Genomic DNA, 15,530 nt, shown 5'->3' on the forward strand with positions numbered 1-15,530 from the left:
GGCTTCCGCCATGGCCATACCCGCAGCCGAACCCCGCCACAGGATTGCCGACAGGAGAATGCATGCGCAGGGCGAAGGGAAATCCGCATTACTTTTTGGCGCAATTCCTGCCCTTGGCAGCGCTGGTGCTGGTGGCCGCCGGTTTTCTCTATCACAACCGCATCGACGCCGAAATGCGCCGCCTGCAACTGGAGCAGCGCGAACGCGTATCGCTCGGCGCCGCCTCGCTCGCCAACGACCTCGACGCGCCGCTGCGCCATCTCAGCATCCTCACCAGCGAAGCGCCGATCGCGCGCGCCATCAACAATCCCACGCCCGAGAATCTGGCGCTGATGGCGGAGAATTTTTCCACATTGATGCTGCGCAACCCCTATTACGACCAGGTGCGCTGGATCGATCAGGACGGCATGGAAAAGGTACGCATCAACATGACCAGCATGGGGCCGGCGGCGTTGCCTGCGACGCTGCTCCAGAGCAAGAAGGACCGGCCGTATTTCAACGATACCGTAGCGCTCCAGCGCGGCCAGATGCTGGTGTCGCCGATGGACCTCAACGTCGAGAACAACCGCATCGAAGTGCCGCACAAGCCCACCGTGCGGATGTCGGTATCGGTCGCCGCCGCCGACGGCACGCCCCGCGGCATCGTGATCATCAACGTGCTGATGGCGCCGCTGCTGGATCGATTTTCCAACCAGGTGGAACGCGGCGCCAATCGCGCCATGTTGCTCAACGGTGACGGCTACTGGCTGTACAGCACCAATTCGGCCGATGAGTGGGCCTTCATGTTCAAGCGTGAAGAGACTCTTGCCAAACGCACTCCCAACGTCTGGAAAGCCATTTCCGCCCAAGCGACGGGCACCATGGTCGAAGACGGCATCTGGTCGTGGCAGCGTGTCGACCTCGACGCCAGCACCGGCCGCTACGGACTGCATCAGCAATCGCCCTGGACGGTGGTGCTGTACCTGCCCGAGAAGCGCGTCCAGGTCGACAACTCCAACATCCTGCTGCGCCTGTGCCTGTTTGTTGGACTGATCCTGCTGGCGTTGGCCATGCTGAGCTGGCAACTGGCGATCAACCGCCGCCGTCGAGAGGCAGCCGTGCACGACCGGCTCAAGACCGAGGCCGAGCTGAGCGCCAGCGAGGAGCGCGTGGCCGATTTACTGCGCCATCAGGAAACCCGCTCCATCCTGGCCTCGATCGTGGCGTCGTCGGAAGACGCCATCATCGGCAGCGGCCTCGACGACGTCATCAACAGCTGGAACCCGGCCGCCGAAAAACTGTTCGGCTACCTGTCGCGCGAGGTGCTCAACCAGTCGGCCTACATCCTGGTCCCGCCGGAGCGCAACGGCGAGGCGCGCCACATCACCGACCAGATCATGGAAGGCAAGACCGTCGCCAACTTCGAAACCGTGCGCTGGCACAAGGATGGCCGCCTGCTCGACATTTCGGTGACGGTTTCGCCCATCCTCGACGGCGACAAAAAGATCGCGGGCATCTCCTATATCGCGCGCGACATCACCAATCACAAGCGGCTCGAGAAAGAGCTCAGCCAGTACCGCCAGCATCTCGAAGGCCTGGTCGAGCAGCAGACCCGCACGCTGCGCGACACCAACCAGAACCTCGAACTGGCGCTGAGCAAATCGGAGTCGGCCACGCGCGCCAAGAGCAGCTTCCTGTCCAACATGAGCCACGAAATCCGCACACCGATGAACGCGGTGCTCGGGCTGACCTACCTCCTCGAGAAGACGTCGCTGCAATCCGACCAGCGCGACCTGGTGCGCAAGATCATCGTCGCCGGTCATTCACTGCTGGGCATCATCAACGATATCCTCGACGTTTCCAAGATCGAGGCCGGCCGGCTGGAAGTCGAACACGTGCCGTTCCGCCTCAGCGCGGTGCTGGAAAACGTCGTCAACGTCACCGCGCCGAACATCGGCGACAAGGACGTCGAGCTGGTGGTCGGCTTCAACGATGTCGGCGTTGAGCATTTGTACGGCGACGCGCTGCGGCTGGAACAGATCCTCACCAACCTGACCAGCAACGCCATCAAGTTCACCGCGCGCGGCGAGATCAGCATTCATGTCTCTGTTGTCAGCGAAATCGGCGACAAGGTGATGCTGCGCTTCGCCGTCACCGACAGCGGCATCGGAATCCCGCCGGAACGCCAGCAAGACATCTTCCAGGCCTTCACGCAGGAAGACACCTCGACCACGCGTCGCTACGGCGGCACCGGACTCGGCCTGACCATCTGCCGCCATCTGGTGCAACTGATGAACGGCGAGATCGGCCTCACCAGCGAGCCGGGCAAGGGCAGCCAGTTCTGGTTCATGCTGCCGTTCCAGGCGATGCCGCCCGCCGCCGTCCAGTTGCCGGCGGACGGCCCGCTTTGCGTGCTGGTGGCCGACGACAACGCCACCGCGCGCGCCATGCTGTCGGACACCATCAAGTCGATGGGCTGGCAGGTCGACGTGGTGGACTCGGGCCAGGACGCGGTGTCCAAGACCATGACCCGGCTGCGTCACAACCTGTATTACGACCTCTACCTGCTCGACTGGAAGATGCCCGGCATGGACGGGCTGGCGGCGGCCAGGGCGATCCGCGAAGCGTCCTCGCCGCAAGGCCAGCCGCCCATCGTGATCATGGTCACGGCGCATGCGCGCGACGAGGTGCTCAATGCGCCCGACGCCGAAATGGTCGACGCCGTCATCACCAAACCGGTGACGCCGTCGACCTTGTACAACACGATCATCCACGTGCGCCGGCACCGCAGCGAAGCCAAGGACCGTGGCAATAATGAAGCCGCGCCGCAAGCGTCCGCCGCGCGCGACAACCGCATCACCGGCGTGCGCGTGCTGGTGGTCGACGACAGCGAAATCAACCGCGAAGTCGCCAAGCGCATTCTCGAAGCCGACGGCGCCGAAGTGTTCGCCGCCGCCGACGGCCAGGAGGCGGTCGACTGGCTGCGCGAACGCCCGCAGGGCGTTGACCTGGTATTGATGGACATTCAGATGCCGGTCATGGACGGCTACACCGCCACCCATGAAATCCGCGATACGCTGCAACTGCGCGAGCTGCCCGTGATCGCACTGACCGCCGGCGCCTTCAAGGCGCAGCAGGAAGCGGCGATGGCGGCCGGCATGAACGGGTTCCTGTCCAAGCCTTACAACGTCGAACAGATCATCTCGGTGGTGCGCCAGCACATCGCGCACTTGTCTGCGGATGAACTGGAACGACGCCGGGCCGCGCCGGCCGCGTATCCGTCGGCGACGGTCTCCACCGTCTTCCCAAGCGCCACCGTCGGCATGGGAACTGCCGCAGTCTCCCCTGCATCGGCGCAGGACCTGTCCGGCATCGACGTCGCCGTCGGCCTGGAAGCCTGGGGCAGCGAAGACATCTACCGCAAGTTCCTCGGCAAGTTCGCCGAGCAATACGGCAAGACCGGCAGCGACATCCTGGCCCATCTCCAGGCCGAGGAATTGCCGCAAGCCAAAACCCTGGCGCACAAGCTGCGCGGCAGCGCCGGCACGCTGGCGCTGATCGACGTTCACCGGCTGGCCGGTGAACTGGAGGGCCTGCTGTCGGGCGCTGCTTCCGCCTCCGATTGCAGGGTCAAGGCGGCCGAACTGGACGCCGCCCTGACCATCGCCCGGCGCGCCATCGCCAGCTATGCCGGGACCGCCTGACGCCATTTTTTACCGTGGAGATGGTCCGGCACTGTCACGGATTTGCCGATTCGATTAAGCTGGCGCACGTGCGCAGAAGTTCGTCTGCGACGTTGAATCAGGGAAGAAAGGGATGCACGTTGTCCGCCATTGAAGACCATACATTGCTAGCCGACATTGCAGCTGTCGCCAGAATCGACGCCGTGCCGATGATTCTCGACGTCGTGTGTCGCACCACCGGCATGGGTTATGCCGCCGTCGCACGCGTGACCAAGGATCGCTGGATCGCCGCCGGCGTGCTCGACAAGGTCGCCTTCGGTTTGCCGGTGGGCGGCGAACTCAAGGTCGACACCACCATCTGCGACGAGATCCGCGACAGCGGCGAACTGGTCGCAATCGACCATGTGGCCGAGGATGCGCGCTTTTGCAATCACCACACGCCCCGCATGTACGGCCTGCAAAGCTACATCTCCGTGCCGATCTACTGGCGCGACGGCGAATTCTTCGGCACGCTGTGCGCCATCGATCCGAAACCGGCCAAAGTCAATACGCCCGAAGTGATCGACATGTTCAAGCTGTTCGCGCAACTGATCGGCACGCATCTCGACAATCATGAGCGTACGGTCGTCAGCGAAGCCGCCTTGCTCAGCTCGCAGGAAGCCGCCGACTTGCGCGAGCAGTTCATCGCCATCCTCGGTCACGACTTGCGCAATCCCTTGTCGGCGATCCTGTTGGCGACGCGCCTGCTGCGCGTCCAGGCGACCGAGCAGGGACTCAAGACCGTAAGCCAGATCGAGCGCAGCGCCACGCGCATTTCCGGCCTGGTCGACAACATGCTCGATTTTTCGCGTGCGCGGTTGGGCGGCGGGTTCGTGCTGGACCAGACCGTCGACAATACGTTGCAAGAGAGTCTTGAAGGAATTCTCACCGAAATGCGCCAGGTCTGGCCCGGCCGCGACATTCGCGCCGACATTGCGCTGGCCGAACCGGTCTGCTGTGACAGTGCGCGCATCTGCCAGCTGTTGTCCAATCTGATGTCCAACGCACTGACCCACGGTGCGCGTAATGGCGTGATCACGGTCACGGCGACCAGCCGCGACGGCGAGTTCGCGCTGAGCGTGCGCAACCAGGGCGTGCCGATCGCGCCGGACATCCAGCGCCGCCTGTTCCAGCCGTTCGTGCGCGGCAGCGACCGCACCGAAAAAAACAGCCTCGGTCTCGGCCTTGGCCTGTACATCGTCGCCGAAATCGCGCGCGCCCATGGCGGCACGCTGAACGTCGAATCGACGGCGGAACACACGACGTTTTCATTCAGGATAGCGTCGGGCGGAGCTGCTTGAATTGATGGGATCAAGGTAAGTACGATATGAGCACAACAAGGCAATCGCAGCCCGTTCCAAAGCAAACTTCCTCCGGCATTACCAGAACCACCCGCACCATCGGCGCCGCCCTGGTCCTGATTGCCTTGTCCTACGCCGCCACCGGCGTGGCGCGCCTGCCATCGCCGCCGGCATTGATCGGGCTGGCGCTGGACTGGCAGCCGCCTTCGCGCAGCTGGGAATATTTCGACGCTGCGCCGGTGGCGGCCGCCCCCGTGCCGGCCGTGTTTGACGAGCGCAAGATCGATCTTGCGCCCGAAGTGGCGTGGCGCGACGGCGGTCGCATCGACTTTGCCGGCTTCCTCCGCGACACCCACACCAATGCCTTGCTGGTGGTGCGGCACGGTCGCCTGGTCTACGAGCACTATCCGCTGGGCGCGCAGCGCGCCACGGTGTTCCCGTCGTATTCGGTGGCCAAGTCGATGCTGTCGGACCTGGTCGGCGTGGCGCTGGCCGAAGGCAAGATCACGGCGTTGTCGGATCCGGTGCGCAAGTATGTGCCGGACCTGCCGGAGAAATTCGCGACGCTCACCGTCGACGACCTGCTCAACATGCGTTCCGGCGTGCGCGTCGAAGAGAAGTACGACAGCGTGTTTTCGCAGATCGCCTTCATGTACATCACCACGGATCTGAAGCGTTTCGTGCGTGGGCTGGACAAGACTGCGTTCACGCCGGGACAGGGATTCACCTATCGCAGCGTCGATTACCTGCTGCTCGGCATGGTGCTATCGGCGGCCACCGGCGAGTCGGTCACGCGCTATCTTGAACGCAAACTATGGCAGCCGATGGGTGCGGCCTACGGCGCCAGCTGGAGCGTCGACAACAAGAAGCATGGCGTGGAAAAAAGCTTTTGCTGCGTGAATGCCCGCGCCGTCGATTTCGCCCGTTACGGCCTGCTGCATTTGCGCCAGGGACGCGCCGGTGGCGTCCAGGTATTGCCGGCGGCATGGATGCAACGGCCGCCGGAAGTCGGCGCGGCCGATGCCGATTTCGCTTACGGCCGCGGATGGTGGCTGCCGCGTCAACCCGCCGCGCGTGATGGCGGCAGCGCACCGCGCGACTACACCGCGATCGGCATTCACGGCCAATACGTCTACATCGATCCGGTCAGCGACACCATCATCGTCAAGCTCAGCGACCACGGCAACGAGCAGGACGAGGCACTGACGGTAGCGGCCTTCCGCAGCATCGTCGCGGCGCTGCCGGCCGGCGATTGAACGACTGAGCAGGGTCAGGCCGCCCAGGCCGAGCCGCGGATCACGCCGCAGAAATTGCCGGGTGCAAATGCCGGTTCCTTGTCGGCGATGACGTCGCCTTTGACGTTGCCGAAAGTGGTGGCGGGTTTGTGGCGGATGCCGTCGTAGAAGGTCTGGATGATGTCTTCCTTGAAATTGCCGCCGCGCGGGTGCGCCAGCACGACCGCCTCGCGTTCGGCGTCGCTGTATTCCTCGTACTTCATGCCCAGCACGTCCATTTCCACGCCGGCCGTCACCAGCGCCACCACCGGATGCATATGCTGCGGGATGCCCGGCGTGGTGTGCAGGGCGATGGCGTTCCACACGGTGTCGATGTCGCCTTGCCCGATGCCGCGGCTGTCGAGGAAGTCGCGCGCGGCGTTGGCGCCGTCGACTTCAAAGCGCTCGCAGGCGCTGCTGTGTTTGTGGCTCAGGCCCATGTCATGGAACATGCAGCCGCAATACAGCAGTTCCGGGTCGAACCTGAGGCCGCGCCGGCGTCCGGCCAGCGCCGCGAAATAGAACACGCGGCTGGAATGGTGGAATAGCAGTGGCGACACGGTGTCGCGCACGGCTTCAGTGATTTCGCGGGCCAGCTTGCTGTCGGGAATGGCGACGTCGCCGATGTTGAGGGTCATGATGTGCTCCGGTTGAAAAGTCAGGTTGAGTCGGACGGGCTTTGGAGATTTCATTCTCGGCGCTGGGCCGCGCCTGCTCAAGCAAGGCCTGGCGCGGATTGCTGCCATTCTGGCGCGCTATACGGACAGCGGCGGCGGCAAGTTTTTCTGAGTGGGCGCAAGGGCGGGAAATGGCGGTGGTTTGGCAGGATTTGGACGCCGATGACCGCTTCGTCGGGCAACCGGACGCCAAAGATGCAGTCCGGCAAGGCATTCTTCGAAGCCTTCAGGCCCGGTCTTCAACGGTTTTCGACGGTTTCGGGCTAAAATACCGGTTGTTTTTGTGTTGGTGCTCAGGCAGTGGCAGCAGGAAACGCCCTTGCTTCCTTACAGGTTCATGAAAGGAAGTGCCAATACAATATGAAGTTGTTGCAACATCAATCCGACGCATTGCGCCGTCGGGCAGGCAAGCCAGGTACTACCCGTATCGTCCGCTTCGCCTCGTCCGGCCCCCTTGATGGTGCGGCAGCCTCCCAGACGGCTCATCAAACACCAACCCCGCAAGGACATCACCGTGACTACTGATAATTCCACCATCATCTATACGCTGACTGATGAGGCGCCACTGCTGGCGACCTACTCTCTGCTGCCCATCATCAGAACGTTCACCGCGCCGGCCGGCGTCAACGTTGTTGAAAGCGATATCTCGGTGGCCACGCGGATTCTGGCCGAATTCCCGGACCGTCTGACACCTGAACAACGCGTTCCCGACAACCTCGCCGCACTGGGCAAGCTGACCCAGGATCCAAGCGCCAACATCATCAAGCTGCCGAACATCAGCGCCTCGGTGCCGCAGTTGCAAGCCGCCGTGCGCGAACTGCAATCGCGCGGTTACGCCATTCCTGATGTGCCGGAAGATCCGAAGACCGACGAAGAAAAAGAGATCCTGAAGAGCTACTCCAAAGTGCTCGGCAGCGCCGTCAACCCGGTCCTGCGCGAAGGCAATTCCGATCGCCGCGCACCAGCATCGATCAAGCGCTTCGCCCGCAAGCACCCGCACAGCATGGGCGAATGGAGCATGGCATCGCGTTCGCACGTGGCGCACATGACCCACGGCGACTTCTATCACGGTGAAAAGTCCATGACCATCGGCGCCGCACGCGACGTCAAGATGGAACTGATCGGCAAGAGCGGCAAGACCACGGTCCTGAAGGCCAAGGTTGCCCTGAAAGCCGGCGAAATCATCGACAGCATGTTCATGAGCAAGAAGGCGCTGTGCGACTTCTATGAAGAGCAGTTCGAAGATGCACGCAAGACCGGCGTGATGCTGTCGCTGCACGTCAAGGCGACCATGATGAAGGTCTCGCACCCGATCGTGTTCGGCCACGCCGTCAAGATTTTCTACAAGGAAGCGTTTGCCAAACACGGCAAGCTGTTCGACGAACTGGGCGTGAACGTCAACAACGGCCTGGTCAACCTGTACGAAAAGATCGAGTCCCTGCCGTCGTCGAAGAAGGAAGAAATCATCCGTGACCTGCACGCCTGTCACGAACACCGTCCGTCGCTGGCCATGGTCGACTCGGCCAAGGGCATTTCCAACCTGCACGCGCCGAACGACGTGATCGTCGACGCATCGATGCCGGCCATGATCCGTATCGGCGGCAAGATGTGGGATGCCAACGGCAAGCCGCAAGACACCAAGGCGGTGATCCCCGAAAGCACCTTCGCCCGCATCTACCAGGAAGTCATCAACTTCTGCAAAACCAACGGCAACTTCGATCCGACCACCATGGGCACCGTGCCTAACGTCGGCCTGATGGCGCAAAAGGCGGAAGAATACGGTTCGCACGACAAGACATTTGAAATCGCCGAAGACGGCGTGGCCAACATCGTCGACCTCGCCACCGGCGAAGTGCTGCTGACGCAAAACGTCGAGCAAGGCGACATCTGGCGCATGTGCCAGGTCAAGGACGACCCGATCCGCGACTGGGTCAAGCTGGCCGTCACCCGCGCCCGCAACTCCGGCATGCCTGCCGTGTTCTGGCTCGACCCGTACCGTCCGCACGAAGCTGAACTGATCAAGAAGGTCGAGACTTACCTGAAGGATCACGACACCAAGGGCCTGGACATCCAGATCATGTCGCAAGTGCGCGCCATGCGTTACACCCTGGAACGCGTCATCCGCGGTCTCGATACCATTTCGGTGACCGGCAACATCCTGCGCGACTACCTGACCGACCTGTTCCCGATCATGGAACTGGGCACCAGCGCCAAGATGCTGTCGATCGTGCCTCTGATGGCCGGCGGCGGCATGTACGAAACCGGCGCAGGCGGTTCGGCGCCGAAGCACGTCAAGCAACTGGTGGAAGAAAACCATCTGCGCTGGGATTCGCTGGGCGAGTTCCTGGCCCTGGCGGTGTCGCTGGAAGACATGGGCATCAAGACCGGCAACAAGAAGGCGCAAGTGCTGGGCAAGGCGCTCGACGACGCGACCGGCAAGCTGCTGGACAACAACAAGTCGCCTTCGCCGAAGACCGGCGAGCTGGACAACCGCGGCAGCCATTTCTACCTGGCGATGTACTGGGCGCAGGAACTGGCAGCGCAAAAGGAAGACGCCGAACTGGCGGCGAAGTTTGCGCCGCTGGCCAAGACACTGACCGAGAACGAAGCCAAGATCACCGGCGAACTCAAGGCAGTGCAAGGCAATCCGGTCGACATCGGCGGCTACTTCCTGGCCGATCCGAAGAAGGTCAGCGAAGTCATGCGTCCGAGCGCCACGCTCAACGCGGCACTGGCTTCGGTGAAGTAAACACGTTTGAAACAAGCCTGACATCAGCCCGAAGCCGGGCTGAAGCAAGGCGAAAAAAAGCGGATCTGCGCAGTACGGCAGATCCGCTTTTTTATTCTCTCCGCGTTATTCGCTGCGCCGGCTTGTTCACGCCGCGAGGGCGAACAATTCCTGCGGCGTTGCATTGGCCGGACGCGGACGACCGTACAAATAACCCTGCACTTCATCGCACGACCACTGGCGCAGCCATTCGCGCTGCTCGGGCGTCTCCACGCCTTCGGCGATCACTTCGACGCCGAGGTTGTGGCCGAGGCCGATGACGGCCTGCACGATGGCGGCGTCTTCCGACTGCGGGCGCAGTTCGCGGATGAAGGACTGGTCGATCTTGAGCTTGGTGATCGGGAAGCGCTTCAGGTAGGCCAGACTCGAATAGCCGGTGCCGAAATCGTCGATCGACAGTTTCAGGCCCAGTCCGCGCAACTTGCACAGCAGCTCGATGGAGCGCTGCACGTTGTCCATCATGACGCCTTCGGTGATTTCCAGTTCCAGGTTGTGCGGCGCGATGCCGGTGTCGGCCAACGCGCGCCGCACCATGTCGAAGAAGCCGGGATGATTGAACTGGCGCGGCGAGATGTTCACCGCCATGGTCAGGTCGTTGCCGGTGATGCGCTTCCACAGCTGCCCTTGCAGGCAGGCTTCGTAGAGGATCCATTCGCCGATGCCGATGATCAGGCCGGTCTCTTCGGCGAGCGGGATGAACTTGTCCGGCGCCACCAGCTCGCCGTTGCGGCGCCAGCGCACCAGCGCCTCGAAGCCGACCAGGCGGTTGCTGCTCAGCGATTGCTGCGGCTGGTAATGCAGTTCCAGTTCGCCGCGCTCGACCGCGTGCCGCAGTTGCGCTTCCAGGTCGAGGCGCAGGTCGGCCTGGGCGTTGAGGTCTTCCGAATAGCCCACCCGCGCATCGCCGCCCGACTGGCGCGCCGCCTGCAGAGCGGCATCGGCGTTCTTCAGCAGGCGCGCGGCCTCGGCGCCGTGGCGCGGATATTCGGCGTAGCCCAGGCTCAGGCTGGACACCACTTCATGGCGCTCGCTGATGAAGGGTGTGCGCATCTGTACCTGCAAGGCATGCAGCGCTTCCTCGAACGAGGGATGACTCTGCGACGTGCGGAACAGGATCGCGATATTCGCGCCATCGAGCCGATAGACTTCGGCGCCGAAGTTCTCGGCGCACACGCGTATGCGTTCGGCCACGTCCTGCATCATGCGGTCACCGAAGGCATGGCCGAAGCCGCCGACCACGCGTTCGAAACGGTCGATGGTGCCCAGCACCACGGTGTGCGCATGCGCCGGCAACTGGCGCAGGCGGCGTTCGAAGGAACGCCGGTGGGCGAGGCCGGTGAGCGGATCGTGATCGGCCTGGTGCGCCAGCTGCGACTCGGTGCGCAGGCGCGCGCGGATGTGATAAATCATGAAACCGGCAGTCAGCACCGCGAGCAGGTCGAACAGATGCACCAGGCGCGTGATGCGCATGACGTCATTGGCGGTGCCCATCATCTGGGCGCTGGCGCTGTTGTCTTCCAGGCTGGCGCCGTCCGGCGCATGGTCTGCGGCGATCTGTTCGGTGCGGTGGCGGATGTCGCCGACGGTGCGCTCCATCACCACCGACAAGGCGATGCTGGCGCCGATTACCAGCAGCAGCAGCGCGTAGATCGACCAGCGCGAATGACGCCGCAGGAACTGCCATGACAGTCCGGCGGCGGCCGCCTGAAAACGTCGGCCGGGCAGGCGTCGCGGCGCCAGAGTAGTGGACAGGAAACTGCGCGCCTGGACGTCGAAAGTCATGATGGATCCTTGTCATGTTGCCGGTCCGGCGCAACTGTATCTGCAACGGTAGCCGCGGCCAGTGCACGTTCTATGCAACTGACCAGTTCGCCGGCGTTGAAGGGTTTGCTGAAAAATCCGCTGGCGCCGGCCGCCATGGCGCGCCGGCGTATGCTCTCCTCGGGAAAGGCGGTGATGAAAATCAGCGGCAGCCGGCAGCCGTCGGCCAGCAGCTGGTCCTGCATCTCGAGGCCGCTCATGCCGCCCATCTGGACATCGGTGATGGCGCAGTCGACGATCTCGAAACCGCGCTGCTGCAGGAATTCCTCGGCCGAAGCGAACGCCTGCGCCTGCATGCCGAGCGAGCGCACCAGGCGGGAAACGGCAGTGCGCACAAAGGGATCGTCATCCACTATGCCGATGGTACGTAGGTTGGGTGTGGTCAATTGAAGCATCCGGTTGCATGGACGGAGCTGAAGAGCTCCATCGCTTGCAATCAGAATAGAGGGTTTGCTACGGCGGCGAAATCATACGATGGTATTAGGACCGAAAAGCCGCTTCCGGCGTGGCTTTGCGGTGGGCCGTGCTGGTCAGGAAGGCAGTCCCAGCGCCTGCGCCATCTTCACCAGATCGGCGAAGCTCCTGGCCTGCATCTTCTTCATCGCATTGCCGCGATGGATCTTGACCGTGATTTCGCTGGTGCCGAGTTCGCCGGCGATCTGCTTGTTCATCAGGCCGGAAGCGGCCAGGCCCATGATTTCGCGTTCGCGCGCGGTCAGCGTGGCGAAGCGCCCGCGCAGGTCGGCGCTGTTCTTGTCCTCGGCCAGGCTGGCGCGGTTGCGCTCAAGAGCGTGGTTCACGGCGTCGAGCAGATCCTGGTCGCGGAAGGGCTTGGACAGGAAGTCGACCGCGCCGGCCTTCATCGCTTTCACGCTCATCGGGATGTCGCCGTGGCCGGTCATGAAGATGATCGGCAGGGCGTTGCCGCTGCGCTGCAATTCCACCTGGAAGTCGAGGCCGCTGACGCCCTGCAGGCGCACGTCGAGCACCAGGCAGGCCGGGCCAGGGTAAGAGTGGGGCTGGCGTTGCAGGAACTCGGCGGCGGAAGAAAAGGTTTCGGCCTGCAGACCGCACGAGCGCAGCAGGTTGCTGACCGCCTTGCACATCGCGGCATCGTCGTCGACCACGAACACCATGGCGCTGTCGGCAAGCTTGTCGGAGGTAGTCACGGCGGTCATGGCGGTCAGGTTAACAATGAAATCAGATGGACGGCAGCGAAAACTGCAGCGCCGCGCCGTGGTCGACGCCGTCGATCACCTTGATGCGGCCGCCGTGCGATTCGATGATCGAGCGGCAGATCGGCAGGCCCATGCCCATACCTTCGGCCTTGGTCGAGAAGAACGGATCGAACAGCTTGTCGCGGTGCGCCGGCGCGATGCCGTGGCCGCAGTCGAGCACCGTGACGGCGACGCGGTCGTCGCCGATCAGCGAGGTTTCCAGCACCAGTTCGCGCTGAGGCGCGGGGATGTCTTCCATGGCCTGCATGCCGTTCATCATGAGATTGATGATGACCTGTTGCAGCTGCACGCGGTCGGCGTGCACCAGCGGCAGGCCGTTGGTCAGGCGCTGCGTCAGGCGCACGTCGTGGCGCGCCAGTTCGCGCTGCACCAGGGTCGCGCTTTCGGCGACGATGGCGTTGATCGCCAGCGGCGCGTAACTCGGCTCGCTCTTGCGCGACAGCACGCGCACGCGGCGGATCACTTCGCTGGCGCGGGTGGCGTCTTCCAGCATGCCGACCACCGAGGCGCGTACTTCCTGGAGTTCCGGCTGGGGCCGGTCGATCCAGCGCAGGCAGGCTTCGCCGTTGGCGTTGATGGCCGCCAGTGGTTGATTGACTTCATGCGCGATCGAGGCGGCCAGTTCGCCCAGCATGGTCACCCGCGTGACATGGGTCAATTGCGCTTGCGCGCGACTCAGCGCCTCCTCGCGCAACAGCAGGCGGCTGGTGGCGGCCTGGCCTTTGAGCGCCAGGAAAGTGGTGACGGCGATGGCGACGATGCTCACCAGCATGCGGGCGAAGGAGCCGCCGACAATCGCGAAGCCGTAGGAAATGACATAGGCCGCCACCGTCAGCAACATGCACCCGGCCATCACCACCAGCGTACCGCGGCGCGGCCAGGCGGTCACGGCGATCAGCATGACGGCGACGTACAGCACGGCAATGGCAATATCGAGCGGCGTCAGCGCGTCGACCAGGAAGATCGCCAGCGCGAGCACACCGGCCATCAGCTGCAGCAGCGACATACGTTCCGGTTCCGACATGGAGGAGACTCTCTGGGATTTATTGTTGTCTGCACGCTTGCGAAGCTGGCGCTGCTCTTGGGAAACACGAGTCAGGAGTCCGCCGGCGGTCAGTGTTGCGGGCCAGTATAAAGCAAGCAATTCGCCGGCGATAGACGACTTAAACCAAAGTATAGGTAGCCGGAATCCGGATTGGATCGGGAGGCATGTTTGTGATTCTGTGACGCCGTGACCGGCAGGCGACGGTCAGGATGGATGATGCGGCCGGCGCGCGCTGATGTCTACCCATCACGCGCGCCACAGCCGCTGGTGTTGCCTTTGCCGGTTTCGCATCACGTACCGCGAAGCCGGAGTCTTCCGTTACTGATCAGTCATCAGGCGCCGGCGTACGTGGCGTCGTCATGCATGTTCTGCGCGTGCTGCAAATCCTGGCGCACGTCCTGGCGGCTCAGATGCGATGACGCTTGCGTGGTGGCGGGATAGTTGTCGCCGTCCGCAATCTGGCCTTGCTGCTCGGCCTGGATCAGTTCCTGTTTGACCTGGGCGCGGCTGACGCTGGAAACGAAGGGCTGGTCGACCGGATAAGGGGCTTCGGCGTAGGCGCCGGCAGCGGTAGTGAGGGCCAGGGCGGCGAAGGCGAGGGATAATTTACGCATGGTGTGTTCTCCAAAAAGTCAGGCGACGACCGCAGTCAGCCATGCAGACTGCAGGGCTAGAGGGGGTAATGTGAAGGGGGGCCGCGGTCATCGTGGAACACATTCTGCGCCGCGCTGTCGGACAGAAGCATGACGAACATATGACAATCCGGTCATGCGGGCGTCAGGTTTTTCTCAGCATGTGTTCAGCTTGGGGATGCCGTCCGGAATCATGCGATCCGCCGCAGCCGCCCACGCGGCGCATGGTGTCCGCGACACGGCGGTGTACCATGGCCCGACGGTGTTGCAAGCAAAAAGTGTCAGCCTCGGAGGGCCGGCATCCAAAAAGGGGGAGTCAACGATGATGGAATTGTTTTATCAGATCAAGCGATCTCATAGGCGCGTTCAAACGGCCCTGCTGCCGTTCTTGTTGGTTGCCGCCGCGTTTGCGGCGCCTTCTGCACGCGCCGCCGAACCGAGTTGCGATTGCCAGCAGAGCGTGGGCACGTGCTCCGCTTCAATTGCGGTCAAGCCGGTGGAGGCGACCACCCTCGGTTCGTATGCGTCGGAGTTGCGCTTTACCTCGTCCGCACCGGCTTGTTCGAAGGTCAACTATTACGTCGACGGCACGCCGTATTTCAACGTGCTGGTCAACGGCAATACCGGCGTCGACACCATCTGGGGCCAGAAGCAGATCAGCCGCGCCAACATCACCGAGATCACTTGCCAGGTATGCAAGCAGGTCGCGATGACGCCCGTGCCGGTGGAAAAGAAGCCCGAGAACCCCGAACTCAAGCCGACGCAGTTTGACGGCCAGTGGGCCGGCGCCGGCAACAATTCATTCGGCTCGGCGCAGCGCTGGACGCTCAGCTTTGCCACTACCGCGGCGGGCAAGGCCGCCATCACCGGCACCATGGAAGGCAACTTCCCGACCGTGCCGATCAGCGCCAGCGGCACCGTCAGCGGCAGCACGCTGAGCTGGCTCGACCAGCAGACCACGTGTACTGCCAAGCTGCTGACCGACGTCTCGCTGGCGTTCGAATGCCACGGCCAGGGATCGGTGCAGATGGTGATGCGGCGGCAGTGAATCGC

The 15,530-nt window shown here is 63.2% G+C and carries 11 protein-coding genes; 5 read left to right on the forward strand and 6 right to left on the reverse strand.

The genetic code is table 11. The features are described 5' to 3' along the window. Nucleotides 1–62: 62 nt before the first annotated feature. The 3 genes from ACIROY_RS20935 (at nucleotide 63) to ACIROY_RS20945 (ending at nucleotide 6,258) form a co-directional block, all read left to right on the forward strand. Nucleotides 63–3,683, forward strand: coding sequence for a response regulator (locus ACIROY_RS20935; RefSeq protein ID WP_402343939.1), 3,621 nt, complete (start codon nucleotides 63–65; stop codon nucleotides 3,681–3,683). A 119-nt stretch (nucleotides 3,684–3,802) separates the two neighbouring features. Further along, nucleotides 3,803–5,002 (forward strand): GAF domain-containing sensor histidine kinase, encoded by a 1,200-nt coding sequence (locus ACIROY_RS20940; protein WP_402343942.1) that lies wholly within the window; start codon nucleotides 3,803–3,805, stop codon nucleotides 5,000–5,002. Between the two features lie 26 nt (nucleotides 5,003–5,028). Beyond that, nucleotides 5,029–6,258 carry a serine hydrolase domain-containing protein gene (locus tag ACIROY_RS20945; RefSeq protein WP_402343945.1) on the forward strand — a complete coding sequence of 410 codons (1,230 nt, stop codon included), beginning with the start codon at nucleotides 5,029–5,031 and terminating at the stop codon, nucleotides 6,256–6,258. 14 nt (nucleotides 6,259–6,272) lie between these two features. Here ACIROY_RS20945 and ACIROY_RS20950 read toward each other — a convergent pair whose 3' ends face one another. Then, on the reverse strand, nucleotides 6,273–6,914 hold the full coding sequence (locus ACIROY_RS20950) for an HD domain-containing protein (RefSeq protein ID WP_402343948.1): 642 nt from the start codon (nucleotides 6,912–6,914) through the stop codon (nucleotides 6,273–6,275). Between the two features lie 553 nt (nucleotides 6,915–7,467). Here ACIROY_RS20950 and ACIROY_RS20955 point away from each other — a divergent pair. Beyond that, nucleotides 7,468–9,702, forward strand: coding sequence for an NADP-dependent isocitrate dehydrogenase (locus ACIROY_RS20955; protein ID WP_402277870.1), 2,235 nt, complete (start codon nucleotides 7,468–7,470; stop codon nucleotides 9,700–9,702). 126 nt (nucleotides 9,703–9,828) lie between these two features. Here the strand turns inward: ACIROY_RS20955 and ACIROY_RS20960 are convergent, their stop codons facing one another. From ACIROY_RS20960 to ACIROY_RS20980, 5 genes are all read right to left on the reverse strand, one after another. Next, a complete protein-coding gene (locus tag ACIROY_RS20960) occupies nucleotides 9,829–11,523 on the reverse strand; it encodes a putative bifunctional diguanylate cyclase/phosphodiesterase (protein ID WP_402343951.1) in 1,695 nt (564 codons plus the stop codon). Then, nucleotides 11,520–11,948: a response regulator transcription factor gene (locus tag ACIROY_RS20965; RefSeq protein WP_402343954.1), complete on the reverse strand. Its 429-nt coding sequence runs from the start codon at nucleotides 11,946–11,948 to the stop codon at nucleotides 11,520–11,522. The genes ACIROY_RS20960 and ACIROY_RS20965 overlap by 4 nt, the downstream gene beginning before the upstream one ends. 144 nt (nucleotides 11,949–12,092) lie before the next feature. After that, the gene (locus ACIROY_RS20970) at nucleotides 12,093–12,740 is read right to left on the reverse strand and encodes a response regulator transcription factor (protein ID WP_402343957.1); all 648 of its coding nucleotides are present in this window, start codon (nucleotides 12,738–12,740) and stop codon (nucleotides 12,093–12,095) included. 22 nt (nucleotides 12,741–12,762) lie between these two features. Beyond that, nucleotides 12,763–13,806 (reverse strand): sensor histidine kinase, encoded by a 1,044-nt coding sequence (locus ACIROY_RS20975; protein WP_402343960.1) that lies wholly within the window; start codon nucleotides 13,804–13,806, stop codon nucleotides 12,763–12,765. Between the two features lie 371 nt (nucleotides 13,807–14,177). Beyond that, on the reverse strand, nucleotides 14,178–14,459 hold the full coding sequence (locus tag ACIROY_RS20980; protein ID WP_402277865.1) for a DUF4148 domain-containing protein: 282 nt from the start codon (nucleotides 14,457–14,459) through the stop codon (nucleotides 14,178–14,180). A 340-nt stretch (nucleotides 14,460–14,799) separates the two neighbouring features. Between ACIROY_RS20980 and ACIROY_RS20985 the strand changes: the two genes are divergently transcribed. Then, nucleotides 14,800–15,525, forward strand: coding sequence for a hypothetical protein (locus ACIROY_RS20985; protein ID WP_402277864.1), 726 nt, complete (start codon nucleotides 14,800–14,802; stop codon nucleotides 15,523–15,525). The last annotated feature ends 5 nt before the right edge of the window (nucleotides 15,526–15,530 follow it).

The organism is Herbaspirillum sp. NPDC101396, assembly GCF_044767365.1.
GTDB lineage: Bacteria > Pseudomonadota > Gammaproteobacteria > Burkholderiales > Burkholderiaceae_D > Herbaspirillum.

Bases quoted from the DNA above. Each gene is read 5' to 3' on its own strand.
- ACIROY_RS20970 (WP_402343957.1), bottom strand. From the start codon at position 12,740: ATGACCGCCGTGACTACCTCCGACAAGCTTGCCGACAGCGCCATGGTG.
- ACIROY_RS20985 (WP_402277864.1), top strand. From the start codon at position 14,800: ATGATGGAATTGTTTTATCAGATCAAGCGATCTCATAGGCGCGTTCAA.
- ACIROY_RS20945 (WP_402343945.1), top strand. From the start codon at position 5,029: ATGAGCACAACAAGGCAATCGCAGCCCGTTCCAAAGCAAACTTCCTCC.
- ACIROY_RS20950 (WP_402343948.1), bottom strand. From the start codon at position 6,914: ATGACCCTCAACATCGGCGACGTCGCCATTCCCGACAGCAAGCTGGCC.
- ACIROY_RS20975 (WP_402343960.1), bottom strand. From the start codon at position 13,806: ATGTCGCTGCTGCAGCTGATGGCCGGTGTGCTCGCGCTGGCGATCTTC.
- ACIROY_RS20960 (WP_402343951.1), bottom strand. From the start codon at position 11,523: ATGACTTTCGACGTCCAGGCGCGCAGTTTCCTGTCCACTACTCTGGCG.
- ACIROY_RS20935 (WP_402343939.1), top strand. From the start codon at position 63: ATGCGCAGGGCGAAGGGAAATCCGCATTACTTTTTGGCGCAATTCCTG.
- ACIROY_RS20980 (WP_402277865.1), bottom strand. From the start codon at position 14,459: ATGCGTAAATTATCCCTCGCCTTCGCCGCCCTGGCCCTCACTACCGCT.